Source organism: Pseudoalteromonas sp. A757 (genome assembly GCF_004103285.1).
Taxonomy (GTDB): Bacteria; Pseudomonadota; Gammaproteobacteria; order Enterobacterales; family Alteromonadaceae; genus Pseudoalteromonas; species Pseudoalteromonas galatheae.
This window is the reverse complement of record NZ_QNQN01000066.1, coordinates 160,134-179,152: the sequence shown is the minus strand read 5'-3', so window position 1 is coordinate 179,152 and position 19,019 is coordinate 160,134. Positions and strand designations below refer to the sequence as shown.

The following is a 19,019-nucleotide window of genomic DNA, read 5'->3' as shown; positions in this document are numbered from 1 at the left end:
AGCAGCTTGTTGAGCTGCTCCATAATAAAGCGGGGTTGTTTAGCTAATACGCTCGAACATTAAGTCCCAGACGCCATGACCTAAACGATGGCCTCGCTGTTCAAACTTAGTAAGTGGTCTAAAATCTGGGCGAGGAACATAGTCATTGCTTTGCGACTGGTTTTTATAGCCAGGGGCTGCACTCATCACTTCAAGCATATGCTCGGCATAGTTTTCCCAGTCCGTTGCCATATGGAACACGCCACCTACTTTAAGCTTTTGGCGTATTTTCTCAGCAAATTCCAGTTGTACAATGCGACGTTTGTGGTGACGCTTTTTATGCCATGGATCAGGGAAGAATAGCTGTAATTTAGCAAGGCTGCCATCTGCGATACAATCCGCTAAGATTTCAACTGCATCATGTTCAAAAACACGTAAGTTAGTGATGCCCTGTTCATCTGCGTCCATCAAGCAAGCACCTACACCTGGACGGTGCACTTCTATGCCAATAAAGTTTTGTTGTGGGTTATTTTTTGCCATCTCAACGAGCGACTTACCCATTCCAAACCCAATCTCAAGAACGACTTCATTGCTGTTACCAAATACTTCTGTAAAGTCCAGCAAGCCTTGTTGGTGCTCCAGTCCCATCGTTGGCCAGCATTTTTCTAGCGATGCTGCTTGGCCTTTAGTAAGACGTCCTTCACGCTTAACAAAGCTACGCACTTTTCTGATGTACTTGCCTTCTTCCTGCGCCTGTTCGAGCGCACTTTTGCTTGATTCGTTCATGGTCATTTCTATGCTCGTGAAAATGGTCGCACATTATCGTCATTCAGTTGGCAATAAACAAGTATAGAGTGAAATTTTACGTGGTGACTATTAAAGCAATTGTGATTACACTGGCGGCTTTTGTAGCAAGTACTAGTCAGGTTTATGAAAGTTAGCCAGCAACAAGCTAAGTGGTTTGGTGAGCAAGTTGTGTCTTGGTATCACCTTCATGGTAGAAAAACACTGCCGTGGCAACTCGGAAAAACACCGTATAAAGTATGGATTTCTGAGGTGATGTTACAGCAGACTCAAGTAACTACAGTTATTCCTTATTTTGAGCGCTTTATGGCGCGCTTCCCAACGGTAATTGAACTGGCTGATGCGCCAGAAGATGAAGTGCTACACCATTGGACTGGTTTAGGTTATTACGCTCGCGCGAGAAACCTTCACAAAGCCGCCAAAGTGATCAGAGATAAATATCATGGCAAATTTCCAGAAACATTAGAAGCCGTTATAGATTTGCCAGGAATAGGTCGCTCAACAGCTGGCGCAATACTCTCCCTTGCGCTTGGCCAGCACCACCCAATACTCGATGGTAATGTAAAGCGAGTACTGGCTAGGTTTTATATGGTTGAGGGCTGGTACGGAGTAAAAAAGGTCGAAAATCAGTTATGGTCTTTGAGTGATGCCGTCACGCCAAGCGGTGATGTGAGAGCGTTTAATCAGGCTATGATGGATTTAGGGTCTGGCGTATGTACCAGAAGCAGACCAAGTTGTGAGACTTGTCCGCTAGTTGAGGAGTGCGCAGCGTTCAAAAATAACCGGGTAAAAGAGTTTCCTAACCCCAAACCTAAGAAAGAGAAACCAAAAAAGCGTGTTCACCACTTAATAATTAAATGTGATGATAAAGTGCTGATGGAGAAGCGTCCTTCGAGTGGAATTTGGGGTGGGTTATTCGGCTTTTTTGAGTTTGCAGAGCGAAATGAACTAGACGCGTTTATTAAGCAGCAAGAACTTAAACTTGAATGTACAAATACACTTGAACCCTTTGTGCATATTTTTACGCATTTTGAGTTAACTATTACCCCTGTGGTTGTGGAAGTAAAAAGCATGCCAGATTGTGTACATGATCAGCAACTGCTGTGGTTCGATACTCGGAACCCGCCAGAGGTTGGGCTCGCTGCACCGACTAAAAAGTTGGTTAAAGTATTAACCGCAATAGGGTAAACTGACACTATCACTGGTGCTGACTCTCATTGAGTGCACGATTAAAATTGAAGAGGTAGATACTCATGGCACGTACGGTATTTTGTCAAAAGTTACAAAAGGAAGCGCCTGGACTGGATTTTCAACTGTATCCAGGAGAAGTTGGTGAGCGCATATTTAATAACATCTCCAAAGAAGCTTGGCAGCAATGGCAGCATAAGCAAACCATGCTTATTAACGAAAAGCATCTTAACATGATGGACCCTGAGCATAGGCAAATGCTTGAAGAGCAGATGGTCGGCTTTTTATTTGAAGATAAAGAAGTCGAAATTGAAGGTTACAGACCACCAGAAAAATAAGAAAAATAAAGGTCGCATCAGCGACCTTTTTAGAACTCATAAACTCGCTAAGGAACGATTAGTACTCTCTATCAACAGACAGCTCAGCAAGTCCTATTAGGGCCTCTTTATGTACTGAATCTGGTAAAACGTTTAATTGTGCAATTGCTTTTTGAGCTTCTTCTTGGGCTTTAGCCATTGTGAAGTCAAGCGCTTTAGTTTCAGCCAATGTTGCTAAAATATCTTCAAGATAATCAAGCCCATTACCACTTTCGATAGCTGTTCTGATCTGAGCTGACTGTTGGGCATTTGCATGCTGCATTGCATAAATAAGCGGAAGCGTAGGTTTCCCCTCGGCGAGATCATCACCAATATTCTTGCCTAGCAGCTCTGCGTTAGCACTGTAGTCAAGAATATCGTCTACAAGTTGAAAGGCTGTGCCTAAATGCATACCGTAAAGCTTAAGTGCAGTTTTAATTTCGTCTGATTGCTCAAGCACCACTGCAGGTAGCAAAGTTGCAGCTTCGAATAGCTTTGCCGTTTTGCTGTAGATAACCTGCATATAACTCTTTTCAGTTGTATCTGGGTCATTACAGTTCATTAACTGTAACACCTCGCCTTCAGCGATGATATTAGTCGCATCGGCCAAAATCTGCATGACTTCCATATTGCCCAAACTGACCATCAACTGGAATGAGCGAGTGTAGATAAAATCACCGACCAATACGCTTGCTGCATTTCCAAACTCTGCATTTGCAGTCGGTTCTCCACGGCGCATCAATGACTCATCAACCACGTCGTCATGGAGTAAGGTTGCAGTATGAATAAACTCTACAATTGTCGCTAGCGTGATATGCTTATCACCTTCGTAACCTAATGCTCGCGCGGCCAAAAGGGCTAACATTGGGCGGATACGTTTTCCTCCGCTATTTACAATGTATAAACCTAGCTGTTTTACAAGTGCAACATCAGATTGCATTTGTTGATGTATAAGTTGGTTGACGTCAAGCATATCTTGCTCAACCAAATTTTGGATAGTTTTTATATCCATTGCGCTCCGAGCCAATCTATTAACCGAAAATGAATAAACTTGGCGATTGTACTACAAAAAAATCGTCGACTCGATAAATTGTCGTAGTTGCTTATAAAAAAACGTTTTTATGCCTACTTTTTGTTCTTTTAAAGGTTGCGTAATGACTGAAATAGGTACGATGAAATCTCGCTTGGAGCTGTAATAGGTAAATCATAGGTTCGCCTCTTGTCTTATGAATTGAGAGAAAAAAGAGCTTGGCTTTGACATTTTTTTGACTAGAATAGGTGAAAATATTTGATTGCCCTCATACGAGCTAAATTTTATTCACTTTCTTCAAATTTACTCTTGCGCCAAGATACGCATTAGCGTAAACTTCGCGCCCTATTGAAGAATATTAAGTTGCGTCGATTTGAGGGCGCACAGACGGAGTTAATTATGTACGCGGTTTTCCAAAGTGGTGGTAAACAGCACCGTGTGACTGAAGGTCAAACAATTCGTTTAGAAAAGCTAAACGTTGAGACTGGTGCAGCAGTTGAATTTGATTCAGTACTTCTAATTGCTGATGGTGAAAAGATCGAGATCGGTGCACCGTTTGTTAACGGTGGTAAAATTACAGCTGAAGTTGTATCTCACGGTCGTGGCGAGAAGATTAAGATTGTTAAGTTTAGACGTCGTAAGCATTCTCGTAAGCAGATGGGCCACCGTCAGTGGTTCACTGAAGTTAAAATCACTGGCATTAGCGCTTAATTTTTAGAGGTACAAAGAGATGGCACATAAGAAGGCAGCTGGTAGTACTCGTAACGGTCGCGATTCAGAAAGTAAACGCTTAGGTGTTAAACGTTTTGGTGGCGAGTCAGTTTTAGCGGGTAACATCATCGTTCGTCAACGTGGTACACGTTTCCACGCAGGTACTAACGCAGGTATCGGTAAAGACCACACAATCTTCGCAAAAGCAGACGGTAAAGTTGTTTTTGAGCAGAAAGGTCCTTTAAACCGTAAATACGTTAGCATCGTTGCTGAGTAATCGGTATTAAATACTAAAAAACCCCGCTTAGGCGGGGTTTTTTGTTTTCAGCACATCAATTACCAAATTAGCTATATCAAGGCGTATTAATACAATTGGTATTAGGAGCGATTTGTCGCTGCTGCTATAATGATGTAGTGAATTCAGGCAGAGTTAAAGAGTTTAAACCATGAAGTTTGTCGATGAAGTAGAGATTAGAGCGGAAGCCGGAGATGGGGGCAGTGGTGTCGTTTCATTTCGCCGCGAAAAGTTTGTGCCAGATGGTGGCCCAGACGGAGGTGATGGCGGTGATGGCGGGAGTGTATTCCTTGAGGCTGATGAAAACTTAAATACGCTTATCGACTACCAATTTGAACGCTTTCACCGAGCCGAACGCGGCACTAATGGTCAAGGCCGAAATTGCACCGGTAAGAAAGGCCAGGATTTGGTACTCAAAGTGCCTGTAGGTACTCGTGTTACTGATGTTGATACCGAAGAATGCCTTGGTGATTTAACCAAGCATGGACAAAAGCTGATCGTAGCGAAAGGTGGATATCATGGCCTTGGTAATACGCGTTTTAAGTCAAGTACTAATCGCGCACCAAGACAGAAAACCCTAGGTACTCAAGGTGAGATTCGTAACCTTCGCTTAGAATTAATGCTGCTTGCAGACGTCGGTTTGTTAGGTCTGCCAAATGCCGGTAAATCTACGTTTATCCGCAGTGTATCTGCTGCCAAACCAAAAGTCGCTGACTATCCATTTACCACGCTAGTGCCTAATTTAGGCGTTGTAAGACCTGAGGCGAGCAAGTCATTTGTCATTGCTGATATCCCAGGCCTAATTGAAGGTGCTGCGGATGGTGCAGGCCTTGGCATTCGTTTCTTAAAGCACTTAGAGCGCTGTCGAGTGTTATTGCACATTATTGATGTGATGCCGGTTGATGGTAGTGATCCTGTTGAGAATGGCTTCGCTATTATTAACGAGCTGCATCAATATAGCCCTAAATTAGCGGAAAAGCCTCGTTGGTTAGTGCTAAATAAAGTGGATTTGTTGCTTGAAGAAGAAAGAGAAGAAGTATGCGCCCGTATTGCTGAAGAGCTAGACGCTGAAAACTTTTATATGATCTCTGCTGCAAACAAGCTAAATACGCAACCTTTGTGCTTTGATATCATGAACCTTCTTGAAAGCATGCCAAAAGATAAATTCGAAGAAGAGCAGCAAGAAGAAGTTGAATTTAAGTGGGATACATACCACAGACATGCAACTAAAAATGATAAGGGCGATGATGATGACTGGGATGATTGGGATGACGACGACTACGATGTTGAAGTTATTTACGAGCGTTAAGCTGCATTGAGTTTATTTTAAAAGGCCCATTATATGGGCCTTTTTTATGCCTATTTGAACGGTATATTACTTCAACTCAGTATTCTCGCCGCAATTGTGTTGAAGATGATATACTAACCGAACATCTTGCATGCTAATTGCGTGTGAAAAACTAATACTAAAATACTATAAAGGTGCGTTGTGGTAATTTCAATGATAGCTGCGATGGCAAATAACCGTGTTATCGGAAAAGATAACGATATGCCGTGGCACTTGCCAGCAGATCTTCAACATTTCAAAAAGGTTACGCTAGGTAAGCCTGTGATTATGGGCCGAAAAACATTTGAGTCTATTGGTAGGCCGCTGCCGGGCCGCAGAAACATAGTGATATCCAGAAACCTTGACTACACTAAAGAGGGTATAGAAGTGGTCACTTCGCCTGAAGCCGCACTGAGTGCAGTTGAAGATAGTGACGAAATTATGATAATTGGCGGTGGTCATATTTATGACATATTCTTACCTTATGCTCAGCGGCTCTATTTGACCTTCATTGATTTAGAAGTTGACGGGGATACTCAATTTCCTGATTACGAGCAAGTTGCCGAATGGGAAGTGCTTGAAACTGAGTGTAACGAACCTGATGAAAGAAATAACCATAGTTATAAATTCGTAACTCTGAACAAAAAACTATGAGTTTCTTGCTAACAATTGTTTAGGTTGCTAAAATATAGCCAGTTATATGCTACGAATAAAGTATTAAAGGGTCTGTGTAATGAAATTAACTACCGTGCTACTGTCAGCTACTATCGCTGTTGCAGCTTTTTCTTTTAGCAAACCAGTAAGTGCAAACGATCAGTTGGCGCTTTCTATATGTGAATATATCGCTGCGGACGATAAAAATCGCATTCGTAACGTGTTGAAAACATCGCGCCTTAAAATGCGTAATGTTTACGATGCAATCCAGTGCAACGGTAACAACCTACTAAGACATGCTATTGCTAGCAACGCAAGTGATGCTGGTGAATACATTATTAAAAGTATTCCAAAAAGCGCATTAGAAGACGGTAAAGATTTAGCATGGGCTGAATCAAACCACGGTGGTTCAGCATTGATTGCTGTTATTAAAGAGCGTGCAGGCCTTTAATTGTAAAGTTTATGCAATATGAAAGAGCCCTTATTAGGGCTTTTTTTATGCCTGAGTTTTCTAACAATCCTAATTAGCGTGTAATTTTTCTACCTCTCTATTTTTTGATTAGAGTCAGCTTCCTTCCAATTTTTGTAATAAATTTCTGCTAGGGCTCTTGAGAAATCGAGCAATCGTGCCAATACTATTGTTAAGGGTAAACGCAAAAGAAGGATTGCATATGAAGATTAATTTATCTGGCCATCACGTAGATGTAACCGATGCTGTTAAAAACCACGTTCATGAAAAGTTTGCCAAGATCGCTAACCATTTCCCGTCGTTGTTATCCCTAGACATCATCGTCAGTAAAGAACACAAACAATTTTACACGGAGATAAGTACAAACTACGCAGGTAGCCGAATATCGGTAAAAGGTGAAGACGAAGTGATGTATCCTGCTATTGCTAAAGCGTCTAAAAAGCTCGATGCAGCGTTGAAGCACCGAAAAGGCCAGTTAAAAGCCAATAAACATCAGAAGCCGGTGAGTACAACGCCACCTATTGCGCACGAGATTATTCAGGAAATGGAGCTGAAATAATCTTAGTTTCAGATAAACATCAGGCCCTACGGGGCCTTTTTTGATACACTTCCTCAATCATCCTAGCTAGCCTTAATTACGAGCATATGCCAAATTACCAAGAAATTTTAGAACAGGCTGCGCAGCGAGTTCAACCGTTGTTACGCCAAGGCAAAGTTGCTAACTATATTCCCGCTTTAGCTGAGCAGCCATTAGAACAATTTTCTGTTTCACTGCATACGGTAGATGGCGAAACTTATAGTGCCGGAGATACTGAAGCCAAATTTACGATTCAATCAGTATCTAAAGTAATGACATTGACGTTGGCGTTACAGCGCTATGGCGACGAGCTTTGGAGTCGGGTAGGGAAGGAGCCTTCGGGTACTGCTTTTAACTCGTTAACTCAGCTTGAGTTCGAAAATGGTATCCCAAGAAACCCCTTTATAAATGCAGGTGCTATTGTAACTTGTGATGCACTTTACTCTCGTTTATCCGCTCCAATTCATACCATGCTAGAAAGCTATAGAGCGATGTCTGGTAACGACAAGCTGTGTATTAATAAGGTTGTGGCGCAGTCTGAGTATGATCACAGGTATAGAAATGCGGCGATGGCTTATTTGATGAAGTCATTTGGTAATTTTAATAATGAAGTTGAGGACGTGTTGTGGTCATATTTCAACTTTTGCGCAATTGAAATGAATACCACTGAGTTGGCGAAGTCATTTTCGTATCTGTCTAGTCAGGGATATTGCAACTTATCAAAACAGCGGATACTTACCAAAAAACAAACCAAGCAAATGAACTCGCTGTTATTTACAAGTGGTCTTTACGATGCCGCAGGTGACTTTGGTTATCGAGTAGGGATGCCTGGTAAGTCGGGTGTCGGAGGGGCAATAATCGCTATCGTACCTAACCGTTTTACAATTTCGGTATGGTCACCTGGACTTGATAAAGTTGGTAATTCTTTGGCTGGGATTGCAGCATTAGAGTATCTATCCAACGAACTTGGTACTGCTATTTTTTAAAGCCAAGGTATTTATACCAGCCAAGTTATAGAACATAAAAATAGCGACCGAAGTCGCTATTTTTACCAATCTTAAACGGTCTAAGGAGCGTTATTGTTCCCAGTATGATTGCTCTAGTGAGTCTTCACGCTCAGGTAGGCCTCTAGATAGCCTTGGTGAATGCTGAACGAGTACCTCATAGCTTGCACGGTTTGCATATTTACTTATCTGTGCCAGCGATGAATAAGTAATTGCACTTTGTTCATGTTTTGCTGAGTTTGGTACATTCAGCTTATGGTATTCATTGGCACAAATATCATGCAGAACAGCGGCAAGAGCGCAGTCACCTGCACCATTAGTATTCTTGATGATGTCTGGTCCACCCATATAAGGAGCTGTATGGCTGTATGCTCTGATAGGGTTCTCACACTGGGCTTTTTTCATTGCGCGTGAGAATTCGTAGCGATTAAATTCAGGAATAGCACCAGGCAGCAATGGGTATTCAGTCACACGCTTGCAGCAGTCATCAACATAACCCGCCATAAATAGCCCCTTGGGGCCCGCAGTACAAATGACCATATCAACCCAGTCCAATGCTTTATCCGCGGCGAGAAGTGGATCGCTAAAGCCTGTTATCGCCTCCCCTTCTTCTTCGTTCATCGCAAGGATATCAACATGTTTAGCAACGAAGTCAGCCCACCATTTTGGGTCTTGTTCAATTAAGAACTTAGTGCCAAGTGTTAATACAACGGGTACGCCAGCATTATTGGCATACTCAACCGCCTGCATCGTCGCTTGTGTCATGGTTTCGTCGCCACTCGTACGCATCAAGTAAGCGCTGATCACTAATGCCGAGGACTCTTCGATAAGCGTTTGGCAAATAGACTCAGGACGTAGGTGGTTCATTAACCCTGCGCTGATAGCAAAAGTACGCTCACCACTGTCATCAATAAGTGTAAAGCAACGACCAATGGGACCATCAACTGGCTGCAAGTAGTCCAGATCCACTCGGCTTGAGGTGTTACATAAAAATTTATAGGCGTAGCTGCCAATCTTTATGTTTTCACTCATCACCCCAAGTAGGACTGAGCGATCATCTGCTAGCACCGAATAGTTGTGCATGGTGTTACCTATGGTACCGCCGGCAAATTCATAGTCGATCATGTCATCACGTTTTAGCCTATCATAAAGGGCGTTGGTGACATCATTGTCTATCACTTGTGACATACCACGCTGTAAGTGGAACTCATCAAGAAAAGCTTGATCCACTTTCGCTTCGATATCAACGACGATTTGATCTATACCACAGATATAGCTCCTTTTTAGCCGATCATCAGCGTGTAACTGGTTAATAAGCGGATCTTTATCTTCCACCGGAAAATAGTGTTTATGCCTACGGCGTCCCGGAAATTTCATATTCTACCCGTGTGTTTTTGAGCTTACGAAATAAAAAAAGCGGCGAATTATAGCGTAAATCCAACCCTGTGAGCCACGGCAAAATTGCGAAAATTATCAATAATGTCCGCAAAATATTAAAAAGATGTTGGTAACATCCTGAGTTTGCTTATAAAAGCAGCTGTATTGGTGACTATGATTATTTAAGAATAGCAGCTTAACCAGAGCTCTGCTGGAGGTGATATACTCCAATTTAGATGAGGAAGATAATAAAATTACCATGTCAGAAGTAAAAGATGATCAATATTGGATGAAAGTGGCGTTAGCTTTTGCTGACAAAGCTGAAGCCGAAAACGAAATTCCTGTCGGCGCTGTTGTAGTGAAAGATGGTGAAATGATAGCTGCGGGTTGGAACCGTTCGATTACCTGTCATGATCCTTCGGCTCACGCTGAAATGATTGCCATTCGAGAAGCTGGCAAAGTCGTTGAAAATTATCGGCTGATAGATTGCACTTTATATGTGACGCTTGAGCCATGTCCTATGTGTGCCGGTTTACTGGTCCATAGTCGCTTAAGCAGAGTGGTGTTTGGGGCATATGACGCAAAAACGGGCGCTGCTGGTTCGATAATGAACCTGTTACAGCATGAAAAGCTCAACCACCAATTAGAAGTTACATCGGGCGTATTGAGTGAAGTATGTGGCGAAAAGCTGTCTGCATTTTTTAAGCGCAGACGCCAAGAGATTAAAGCGGCAAAAAAATTGAAAAACGGTAGTACTTAGGGCTGTACTACCGCTGTGGCTGCTTTTGCATCCCTTTGCTCTTCCATTTGGATTAGCGCAAAAATACGATGGCGCAGGAGCATTTTGCGATGTGCATTTTTCATCATTACACGGCGACGATTTGGCGACGTATACTTAGTGTTACGTTTAAATTGATGATTCCGACGTCTTCTCAACATAGAACCTCCGAATGTGAGAGATTAGTTGGGGAAACTCCCCAGATATTAATTTAGTATAAATACGCTATGCTTGTGACAGATTTATGACCTTTTGAAGCATTTATCAAGCCAGCTTAGTAAATATTAATTACTGTTGCTTTTCGACTTCTCTGACTTTGTCTGGATTATCAACAGGAGTCGTTTGCGAAGAGGCTTTACTGCTGTCAGGTAGGAGTGCACCGTTATCTTCCAACCACACAAGTGCATCATAATAGCGGCGGATATTATCTACATACGTTACCGCGACATCACCACGAGCATATCCATATCTTGTATTTCGATAGTAGCGCTTTTTAGTAAGTAGTGGTAGTCGTTTTTTAACGTCTGCCCAGTTATTCGGATCGCCTCCTTGATCTGCAGTAATGCTACGCGCATCTCGCACATGTCCCCAGCCCACATTGTAAGAAGCAAGGGCAAGCCAAGTACTATCGGGCTGCTGTATTTCTTCAGGCATACGGTCAAATAAAATACGTAGATATTTGGCGCCACCTTCAATATTTTGCTGGGCATTAAGACGATTTGTCACGCCAACTCTTTTAGCTGTGGGTTGCGTTAACATCATGATACCGCGGACCCCTGTAGGAGACTTAGCTCTGGGATCCCACATCGATTCTTGATAGCTGACCGCAGCAAGTAGACGCCAATCGATATTGTGCTGTTTCGAATAACTTTTAAACCACTTGAGATAGGTTGGTAGGGTGCTATGTACAGCTTCGACAAACGCTAAGGTGTTTACATAATTAAACTCTTCGATATGACCAAAATACTTCTCTTCAAGCGTAGCCAGAAAGTTGTTTTGTTGTACTCGAGCGAAAAATGCAGGTAGCAATGCATATAACGAATCGTCTTTTTCGTTACGCATCATCCACGCCACATGTTCATCTTTTGTAACTGAAAACGCAATACTGACGGTCGGGTGGTAGCGCCTAAATAGGGCCAGTGAATGTGAGTCTGTAATAGTGTAGTCAATCTCTCCATCAATGATAGCCTGCAGCAGCTCTTCCTCACCTTTATCTGAGACAACCTCCCAACTCAAATGAGGATGGCTTGTTTTAGCCTCTTCAAGCGCGATAACATGATTGCTGTGTGCAAGTACTGTAATTGGCGCTTTAATATCATCAAAGTCTCTTGGCCACTCTCTGCCTTGTTTGTACACGAGCTTTTGACTGATCATTCTATACGTTGGGCCAAAACGATATTTCGCTGTTCTTGATGGGTGAAAGCTCACCGCGGAGGCAACGATATCTAGGTCTCCGGCATCTAGCCGTGCAAATAACTCATCTAGATTAAAGTAAGGAACGATGTGTAATTCAACACCAAGCTCATTGGCAAATTCACTCGCCAGTTCATATTCAAACCCTTGTTCTCCAGTAGTACCTTGATAGTAGTTTCCCGGGCCCGCAAGCGTGCCAACACGTAATACCTTATTTTGTTTTACATGTTGCAACTGATTAAGAGGGGCTTTGTCGCACCCAACTAAACAGATGGCAACAAAGCACATAAAGACGTATTTAAACATGACCTAGGTTCTCTTTTGCGCTTGAAATCTCAACTTACCGCAGCAAAATCATAATTGCAAAAGCCGAATTAACTTAAGGTAATGATAGATTTGCATGATATTTTCTAGTTTTGGCAAATTAGTGTTAATTCCGCGCGCTATTTCCACTATAATGAGCGCCCAAAGATATCGTTCAATCCTTAACCCCGGATGAAAATACCTATGTTAATCCTACGTGGTGCACCTGCACTTTCAGATTTCAAAGTCCAAAAGATCCTTAAAACCTGCGCTGCAGCTCAATTACCAGTTACCAATGTTTATGCCGAGTTCATGCATTTTGCTGATCTAACGGCTGAGCTTTCAGAGGCTGAGTTAACTAAGCTCAACAGCCTGTTAAAGTATGGACCAACTATTACGGAGCACACGCCAGAGGGCAAACTGATCTTGGTAACACCAAGGATCGGAACTATCTCTCCTTGGGCTTCTAAAGCGACAGATATTGCAAACAACTGTGGTCTTACGCAAGTACACCGTGTTGAGCGTGGTATTGCTTATTATGTTGAGGGTGAACTAACACAAGCTCAGTTCGACGAAGTTGCACAGTTACTTCATGACCGCATGACCGAATCTGTTCATGCAGAGCTTGATGATGCAGCTAAATTATTCCGCACGGAAACGCCTCGTCCAATGTCTTCAGTGGATATTCTTGGCGGCGGCCGTGAGGCACTTGCGGTTGCGAACGTTGAGCAGGGCTTTGCACTTGCTGATGACGAAATCGACTACTTAGTAGAGAGTTTTGAAAAGCTTGGCCGTAACCCTAATGACATCGAATTGTTCATGTTCGCTCAAGCAAACTCTGAACACTGTCGTCACAAAATTTTCAACGCTGATTGGACTATCGATGGTGTAGAACAGCCTAAGTCGCTGTTTAAAATGATTAAAAACACCTACGAAACCAATAGCGACAACGTACTTTCGGCGTATAAAGATAACGCCGCGGTAATGACCGGCTCTAAAGCGGGTCGTTTCTTCCCAAATACTGACGGCGAATACGCTTACCACGAGGAAGATATCCACATTCTTATGAAAGTGGAAACGCACAACCACCCAACGGCGATTGCCCCATTTTCTGGCGCATCAACAGGTTCAGGTGGTGAGATCCGCGATGAAGGTGCAACCGGTCGTGGTTCTAAGCCAAAAGCGGGTTTAGTTGGCTTCACGGTTTCTAACCTTCGTATTCCTGGTTTTGAGCAACCTTGGGAAACTAACTTTGGTAAACCAGGGCGCATTGTTAATGCACTAGACATCATGCTTGATGGCCCACTTGGTGGCGCTGCATTTAACAACGAATTTGGTCGTCCAAATCTATTGGGTTACTTCCGAACTTACGAAGAAAAAGTAGAAAGCCATAATGGCGCTGAAGTACGTGGTTACCACAAGCCAATCATGATCGCTGGTGGTTTAGGTAACATCCGTGAAGATCACGTGCAAAAAGGCTCAATCCCTGTAGGTGCTAAGCTAATCGCACTTGGTGGTCCTGCAATGAACATCGGGCTTGGCGGCGGGGCTGCTTCATCAATGGCATCTGGCCAATCAAACGAAGATTTAGACTTTGCTTCTGTTCAGCGTGAAAACCCTGAAATGGAACGTCGTTGTCAGGAAGTGATCGACAAATGTTGGCAGCTTGGTGATGATAACCCAATTGCGTTTATTCACGATGTGGGCGCGGGTGGTTTATCAAATGCATTTCCTGAGCTTGTCGACGACGGCGGCCGTGGTGGTAAGTTCCAGCTGCGTAACATCCCGAACGATGAACCAGGCATGGCACCACACGAAATCTGGTGTAACGAGTCGCAAGAGCGTTATGTATTAGCGGTTGCAGCTGAAGACTTTGCTCGCTTTGAAGCAATTTGTAAGCGTGAGCGCGCACAATATGCGGTAATTGGTGAAGCGACAGAAGAGCGTCACCTAACAGTCGCTGATAGCCACTTTGATAATAATCCTGTGGACCTGCCACTAGACGTATTACTTGGCAAGCCACCAAAAATGCATCGTGACGTTGAGTCAAAGCGTGTAGTAGGTACAGCATTAGATACTACTGGTATTGAGCTTGAAGATGCAGCTAAGCGTTTACTTCGCCTACCAACGATTGCTGAGAAAACATTCCTTATCACGATTGGTGACAGAACCGTAACAGGTTTGGTCGCACGTGACCAAATGGTTGGCCCTTGGCAAGTACCAGTCGCTAACTGTGCGGTAACGGCGGCAACTTACGATACTTACCACGGTGAAGCGATGTCGATGGGTGAGCGTACCCCAGCGGCACTGCTTAACTATGGAGCATCGGCTCGTCTAGCAGTAGCAGAAGCGTTAACTAATATCGCTGGTGCTAATATCGGTAGCCTCAACAACATTAAGCTTTCTGCAAACTGGATGGCGGCTGCGGGTCACCCAGGTGAAGATGCAGGTCTTTACGAAGCGGTTAAAGCGGTTGGTGAAGAATTATGTCCGGCATTAGGCCTTACAATCCCAGTTGGTAAAGACTCAATGTCGATGAAGACTCAGTGGGATGAGAATGGCGAAGAAAAGTCAGTGACTGCGCCATTATCACTTATCATCACTGCATTTGGTCGTGTTGAAGATATTCGCAAAACAGTCACGCCTGAGCTTCGTACAGACAAGGGTGAAACCAGCCTATTCTTACTTGACTTAGGTGCTGGTCAAAACCGTCTTGGCGCGTCAAGCTTAGCGCAAGTGTATAAGCAACTTGGCGACAAGACACCTGATGTTGACAGCCCTGAGCTGTTAAAAGGCTTCTACAATGCGGTACAAGCATTAGTTGAGTCTGGCAAGCTTATCGCTTACCACGACCGCTCTGACGGTGGTCTATTCACCACTGCTGCGGAAATGGCGTTCGCAGGCCACACAGGTGTGAGCATTGAATTAGATGCGCTTCAAGGTACAGACTTAGAAGTGCTATTCAATGAAGAGCTTGGCGCAGTATTGCAAGTTCGCAATGACGATATCGCTGCGGTTGAAGCGGTGTTTGCTGAGCACGGTATTGCTGATATTGCACATCGCATCGGTACGCTAAACAGTGAAGACAAGGTTATCTTTACTCGTGGCGGTCAGGCAGTACTTGAAAATACTCGCACAGAGCTTCGCACTATCTGGGCTGAGACAACTTACCAGATGCAAGCACTACGTGATAACCCAGATTGCGCGAAGCAAGAGTTTGATGCTAAGTTCGATGACAAAGATCCGGGCCTAAACGTTAAACTAAGCTTTGATCTAAACGAAGATATCGCAGCGCCTTACATTGCAAAAGGGGTGAAGCCGCAAGTTGCTATCTTACGTGAACAGGGTGTTAACTCACATATTGAAATGGCAGCAGCGTTTAACCGTGCTGGCTTTGCGGCAATTGACGTACATATGAGTGACATCCTTGAAGGTCGCTTAACGCTAGAGCAATTCAAAGGCCTAGTGGCATGTGGTGGCTTCTCATACGGTGACGTTTTAGGTGCTGGTGAAGGCTGGGCTAAATCAATCCTATTCCATGACTCAGCACGTGAGCAATTCCAAGGTTTCTTCCAACGCCAAGATACCTTCAGCTTAGGTGTGTGTAATGGTTGTCAGATGCTTTCTACATTAAAAGAGCTGATCCCTGGCACGGAAAACTGGCCACGTTTTGTTACGAACAAGTCAGAGCGTTTTGAAGCGCGTTTCAGCTTAGTTGAAGTACAGCAAAGCCCGTCAATCTTCTTTGATGGTATGGCTGGCTCTCGTATGCCAATCGCGGTATCACATGGTGAAGGTCATGCTGAGTTTGCAAGTGAAGCAGCGGTACAAACTGCACTGAATTCAGGTTCAGTTGCTGTGAAGTTTGTTGATAACTACGGTGATCCAACCACTCAGTACCCAGCTAACCCGAATGGCTCTCCTGCTGGTATTACGGGCATGACGTCAACAGACGGCCGTGCAACTGTGATGATGCCGCATCCTGAGCGTGTATTCAGAGCAGTAGCAAACTCTTGGCACCCTGATGAGTGGCAAGAAGATAGCCCTTGGATGCGTATGTTCCGCAATGCGCGTAAGCTAGTAGGCTAACACGACATATATTTGAAAAAGGTCACTTCGGTGGCCTTTTTTATTCATGGCTCGATAATTATCTATCGGGTACACTGAAAGGGAAATAGCAATCATGTTTTAGGGATACGAATGAAAAAATGGCTTTGGAGCTTAGTGTTGATACTCAGTGTTTTAGTGGGTGTTTACTTTGCCAGAGTTCCTTTGTCGCTCTGGGCCATTAAACATTTTATACCAGTTAATGAACTTCAGATCAGTTGTCTTGACTGGCGTTTGTCGAGCTTCAATCGTATCCATATTACAAAAGCATGTGTGCAGACAGATGCGTTTAATGCCCAGCTTTATGACGCACAACTCAGCATGCAACAAGTCAATATTGAAAAAGCGGACATGCAACTTCTTCCGCCCAAAAAGTCAGGTGCAACTAAACCACAGCGCCTTGCGTTGCCACTCGACATCACCAGACCCAAAATGCATGTTGCTGAGCTGTCTATTTCTGGCAAGCCATTACCAAAGCCATTAGTTGTGTCGATTTCGGAGTCCGAACTGAATCAATTTGTAGTTTCAGGTGACATTGCTGCAGAAGTTACGTTGCAGCCAGAGCGTATTGCTGCAAATATTGACCTAAGTGGCAAGTACCTCAGTGCTTTGTTACCTCCTCAGATCCAAGCCCTTTCAGGAACTAGCAAACTTGAATTCGATGGTCTAGCTATGGACGCAGAGCTAGAACTTGAGACTTTAGTGGCGCTCGAACAGGATGAGTGTAAAGGTAGTGCTGCGTATATTGGTGCTGTGTCAGGGCGGTATGATTTAGCCTCGCAGCAGGGGAAGATAGCACTTGCCGAGCCGATTTCAGCGAAATCAACGCTTAATTGTCTTACTTCTGAATATAACAAACTGTTACCGACCACTTGGCAGCTCCGTTTACCGAGTGAAATTACTATTTCTGCCGATTCAATCGCGACAGATTTACTTGAAGTGACAGGTAAAGATAAACCGTTACAGCTTGAAGTGAACGAGTTGGCAGTCGACTTAACTGAGCCTTTCGTCAATGGTGATATTCGCCTTGAATTTGCCGATGAAAAGTGGGGCGCGCATACACTGGCGGGAGCGCTTAGTGCGCGGCCAAATTTTGTTGATATGAGCGGGGAAATCACAAGTGACCTTCAAAAGCTTACACTGCAAGATGTTATTGCTGAGAACCTTGAGCTCAATAGCCGCTTCAAAATATTGGGTGATCCAACCGAGCTAATTACAGTTGAGGCTCAGCCGAGCATATTCTCAACCCAGTTATCGACATCAGATTTGGTGATTGATAATCCATCTTTGACGCTTGACTTACATGCGCAGCTAGATGTGCCAAAACTCAAAAGTGGGCATTTACTACACAGAGTCTTACCTGAAGGAATGAGTTTTGCGATAACGCTTGATTCAACACTGCAAAACCTGAGTGTTGAGAATGTGACAGCAAAACAGAGTGCGTTGAGCGGGCGAGTTGTGCTTGAGCCTACACACGATTTTGATATCAACCTCACCTTAACCAGTACACAAATACAACAGCAGAATTACAAACTAAATGAGTTAGCGCAGACGCTCCACTGGCAAGGCTCAGTCGCGACAGGAGAAATCTTTTCAACCCTGTCTGGCGATACCAAGGTAGCAGAAGTTAACTTAGCCGATTTCAGTTTGAAAAACGTAAGCATTGATAGCAAAGGGCAGCAAAGCCGTGGATTGATGGCGTCACATGTGATTAATATTGATGGTGTAAAGGTGTTGCTTGAGCATCAATATTCAAGCTTAAAACATCCAGCACAATTACACGTGCCCAAGCAGCAGCTCACTCAACTTCAGCCATATATTGACGCGCTTTTACCGAACTTAAAAGTTACCCATGGTAACTTCTATGCAATACTCGAAGGGGATTTATCCACGCGCATATTTACCTTAGACGGGAGCGTTCAAAATGGATCTGCGTTATTTAATGAACGGCTTATTCAAAATGCAACGATTGATGTCTTTGGTCTATTAAGTTCAGCAGATATTCAACTCAAGCCAACCACACTGAGCGTTGAAGAGTTGAGAGCTGGTGTTATCGTTCAAGCAATAACAGGCCAACTGCTCAGCGAAGCAGGCGTGGCTAAACTAAAAGATATTAACGCACAAGTTTTTGCCGGTAACGTGGGGGTTGATGAAGTTAGTTTGGTCCCAACGCCGCAGGTCGTTCGAGTATCGCTAGATAAACTGAGTTTAGATCTTATTGCCGCCTCTGGGCATGATGCAGGCGTTGAGCTGAGAGGGCTGATCTCAGGCAAGTTACCAGTACAAGTGTCTTCATCTGGGGTACGTATTGAATCTGGTCATATCCATAATGTTGGTGAAGGGCTGTTAAAGGTTGAAAACAATGCATCAATTAATGCGTTAAAAGAGCAGCAACCTAGCTTACAAACGGTGATTGGTGTACTTGACGAGTTGACCATTGAGCAATTGAGTAGTGGCGTAAATTTAAATGAAGACGGCTGGTTGGACTTAGATGTTAAAATTACAGGAATTAACAAACTCCAACAACAACCAGTAAACTTTAACTATACACACTCAGAAAATGTGTTTACCTTATTACGAGCCCTACGCTTGAGCGACGAGATCACGCGCGAAGTGGAAAATGCGTTAAATAAAGAGGAGCGTTAGT

The 19,019-nt window shown here is 43.7% G+C and carries 17 protein-coding genes; 12 read left to right on the top strand and 5 right to left on the bottom strand.

Features of this window, described 5'->3' with window-relative positions; translation table 11 throughout:
• Nucleotides 1-39: 39 nt before the first annotated feature.
• Nucleotides 40-765, bottom strand: a complete 726-nt coding sequence (gene trmB, locus DRB05_RS10000) for a tRNA (guanosine(46)-N7)-methyltransferase TrmB (protein ID WP_017216543.1) — start codon at nucleotides 763-765, stop codon at nucleotides 40-42.
• Nucleotides 766-909: 144 nt separating this feature from the next.
• On the opposite strand from trmB, the gene mutY reads away from it, so the two are divergent.
• Both mutY and DRB05_RS09990 read left to right on the top strand, forming a co-directional pair.
• Complete coding sequence (gene mutY, locus DRB05_RS09995) at nucleotides 910-1,971, top strand: A/G-specific adenine glycosylase (protein ID WP_128726809.1); 1,062 nt, start codon at nucleotides 910-912, stop codon at nucleotides 1,969-1,971.
• A gap of 65 nt (nucleotides 1,972-2,036) precedes the next feature.
• Entirely contained in the window at nucleotides 2,037-2,309 is a 273-nt protein-coding gene (locus DRB05_RS09990) for an oxidative damage protection protein (protein ID WP_010379401.1), read from the top strand.
• A 58-nt stretch (nucleotides 2,310-2,367) separates the two neighbouring features.
• Here the strand turns inward: DRB05_RS09990 and ispB are convergent, their stop codons facing one another.
• Nucleotides 2,368-3,339: an octaprenyl diphosphate synthase gene (gene ispB, locus DRB05_RS09985; RefSeq protein ID WP_128726808.1), complete on the bottom strand. Its 972-nt coding sequence runs from the start codon at nucleotides 3,337-3,339 to the stop codon at nucleotides 2,368-2,370.
• A 417-nt stretch (nucleotides 3,340-3,756) separates the two neighbouring features.
• Between ispB and rplU the strand changes: the two genes are divergently transcribed.
• The 7 genes from rplU (at nucleotide 3,757) to glsB (ending at nucleotide 8,376) form a co-directional block, all read left to right on the top strand.
• The gene (gene rplU / locus DRB05_RS09980) at nucleotides 3,757-4,068 is read left to right on the top strand and encodes a 50S ribosomal protein L21 (protein WP_010374575.1); all 312 of its coding nucleotides are present in this window, start codon (nucleotides 3,757-3,759) and stop codon (nucleotides 4,066-4,068) included.
• Nucleotides 4,069-4,087: 19 nt separating this feature from the next.
• Nucleotides 4,088-4,345 carry a 50S ribosomal protein L27 gene (gene rpmA / locus DRB05_RS09975; RefSeq protein ID WP_125253289.1) on the top strand — a complete coding sequence of 86 codons (258 nt, stop codon included), beginning with the start codon at nucleotides 4,088-4,090 and terminating at the stop codon, nucleotides 4,343-4,345.
• 169 nt (nucleotides 4,346-4,514) lie between these two features.
• A complete protein-coding gene (cgtA, locus tag DRB05_RS09970) occupies nucleotides 4,515-5,672 on the top strand; it encodes an Obg family GTPase CgtA (RefSeq protein WP_128726807.1) in 1,158 nt (385 codons plus the stop codon).
• A gap of 180 nt (nucleotides 5,673-5,852) precedes the next feature.
• Nucleotides 5,853-6,344, top strand: a complete 492-nt coding sequence (folA, locus tag DRB05_RS09965; RefSeq protein WP_339143843.1) for a type 3 dihydrofolate reductase — start codon at nucleotides 5,853-5,855, stop codon at nucleotides 6,342-6,344.
• A 79-nt stretch (nucleotides 6,345-6,423) separates the two neighbouring features.
• Nucleotides 6,424-6,795 carry a DUF3718 domain-containing protein gene (locus DRB05_RS09960; protein ID WP_128726806.1) on the top strand — a complete coding sequence of 124 codons (372 nt, stop codon included), beginning with the start codon at nucleotides 6,424-6,426 and terminating at the stop codon, nucleotides 6,793-6,795.
• Between the two features lie 220 nt (nucleotides 6,796-7,015).
• Nucleotides 7,016-7,372, top strand: coding sequence for a ribosome-associated translation inhibitor RaiA (gene raiA / locus DRB05_RS09955; RefSeq protein WP_010374586.1), 357 nt, complete (start codon nucleotides 7,016-7,018; stop codon nucleotides 7,370-7,372).
• An 86-nt stretch (nucleotides 7,373-7,458) separates the two neighbouring features.
• The gene (gene glsB / locus DRB05_RS09950; RefSeq protein ID WP_128726805.1) at nucleotides 7,459-8,376 is read left to right on the top strand and encodes a glutaminase B; all 918 of its coding nucleotides are present in this window, start codon (nucleotides 7,459-7,461) and stop codon (nucleotides 8,374-8,376) included.
• A gap of 90 nt (nucleotides 8,377-8,466) precedes the next feature.
• Here glsB and DRB05_RS09945 read toward each other — a convergent pair whose 3' ends face one another.
• A complete protein-coding gene (locus DRB05_RS09945) occupies nucleotides 8,467-9,771 on the bottom strand; it encodes an inosine/guanosine kinase (protein ID WP_128726804.1) in 1,305 nt (434 codons plus the stop codon).
• 259 nt (nucleotides 9,772-10,030) lie between these two features.
• On the opposite strand from DRB05_RS09945, the gene tadA reads away from it, so the two are divergent.
• Nucleotides 10,031-10,531, top strand: a complete 501-nt coding sequence (gene tadA / locus DRB05_RS09940) for a tRNA adenosine(34) deaminase TadA (RefSeq protein WP_128726803.1) — start codon at nucleotides 10,031-10,033, stop codon at nucleotides 10,529-10,531.
• Here tadA and DRB05_RS09935 read toward each other — a convergent pair.
• Nucleotides 10,528-10,710 carry a hypothetical protein gene (locus DRB05_RS09935; RefSeq protein WP_128726802.1) on the bottom strand — a complete coding sequence of 61 codons (183 nt, stop codon included), beginning with the start codon at nucleotides 10,708-10,710 and terminating at the stop codon, nucleotides 10,528-10,530. The genes tadA and DRB05_RS09935 overlap by 4 nt on opposite strands.
• A 127-nt stretch (nucleotides 10,711-10,837) precedes the next feature.
• Complete coding sequence (mltF, locus tag DRB05_RS09930; protein WP_128726801.1) at nucleotides 10,838-12,268, bottom strand: membrane-bound lytic murein transglycosylase MltF; 1,431 nt, start codon at nucleotides 12,266-12,268, stop codon at nucleotides 10,838-10,840.
• A 201-nt stretch (nucleotides 12,269-12,469) separates the two neighbouring features.
• Between mltF and purL the strand changes: the two genes are divergently transcribed.
• Both purL and DRB05_RS09920 read left to right on the top strand, forming a co-directional pair.
• Nucleotides 12,470-16,354 (top strand): phosphoribosylformylglycinamidine synthase, encoded by a 3,885-nt coding sequence (gene purL / locus DRB05_RS09925; RefSeq protein ID WP_128726800.1) that lies wholly within the window; start codon nucleotides 12,470-12,472, stop codon nucleotides 16,352-16,354.
• A 111-nt stretch (nucleotides 16,355-16,465) separates the two neighbouring features.
• On the top strand, nucleotides 16,466-19,018 hold the full coding sequence (locus DRB05_RS09920) for a YdbH domain-containing protein (RefSeq protein ID WP_128726799.1): 2,553 nt from the start codon (nucleotides 16,466-16,468) through the stop codon (nucleotides 19,016-19,018).
• The last annotated feature ends 1 nt before the right edge of the window (nucleotide 19,019 follow it).

Coding starts and splice junctions, on each gene's coding strand:
- raiA (WP_010374586.1), top strand. CDS start 7,016: ATGAAGATTAATTTATCTGGCCATCACGTAGATGTAACCGATGCTGTT.
- cgtA (WP_128726807.1), top strand. CDS start 4,515: ATGAAGTTTGTCGATGAAGTAGAGATTAGAGCGGAAGCCGGAGATGGG.
- mltF (WP_128726801.1), bottom strand. CDS start 12,268: ATGTTTAAATACGTCTTTATGTGCTTTGTTGCCATCTGTTTAGTTGGG.
- ispB (WP_128726808.1), bottom strand. CDS start 3,339: ATGGATATAAAAACTATCCAAAATTTGGTTGAGCAAGATATGCTTGAC.
- DRB05_RS09920 (WP_128726799.1), top strand. CDS start 16,466: ATGAAAAAATGGCTTTGGAGCTTAGTGTTGATACTCAGTGTTTTAGTG.
- trmB (WP_017216543.1), bottom strand. CDS start 765: ATGAACGAATCAAGCAAAAGTGCGCTCGAACAGGCGCAGGAAGAAGGC.
- glsB (WP_128726805.1), top strand. CDS start 7,459: ATGCCAAATTACCAAGAAATTTTAGAACAGGCTGCGCAGCGAGTTCAA.
- mutY (WP_128726809.1), top strand. CDS start 910: ATGAAAGTTAGCCAGCAACAAGCTAAGTGGTTTGGTGAGCAAGTTGTG.
- tadA (WP_128726803.1), top strand. CDS start 10,031: ATGTCAGAAGTAAAAGATGATCAATATTGGATGAAAGTGGCGTTAGCT.
- rplU (WP_010374575.1), top strand. CDS start 3,757: ATGTACGCGGTTTTCCAAAGTGGTGGTAAACAGCACCGTGTGACTGAA.
- purL (WP_128726800.1), top strand. CDS start 12,470: ATGTTAATCCTACGTGGTGCACCTGCACTTTCAGATTTCAAAGTCCAA.
- DRB05_RS09935 (WP_128726802.1), bottom strand. CDS start 10,710: ATGTTGAGAAGACGTCGGAATCATCAATTTAAACGTAACACTAAGTAT.
- DRB05_RS09945 (WP_128726804.1), bottom strand. CDS start 9,771: ATGAAATTTCCGGGACGCCGTAGGCATAAACACTATTTTCCGGTGGAA.
- DRB05_RS09990 (WP_010379401.1), top strand. CDS start 2,037: ATGGCACGTACGGTATTTTGTCAAAAGTTACAAAAGGAAGCGCCTGGA.
- rpmA (WP_125253289.1), top strand. CDS start 4,088: ATGGCACATAAGAAGGCAGCTGGTAGTACTCGTAACGGTCGCGATTCA.
- DRB05_RS09960 (WP_128726806.1), top strand. CDS start 6,424: ATGAAATTAACTACCGTGCTACTGTCAGCTACTATCGCTGTTGCAGCT.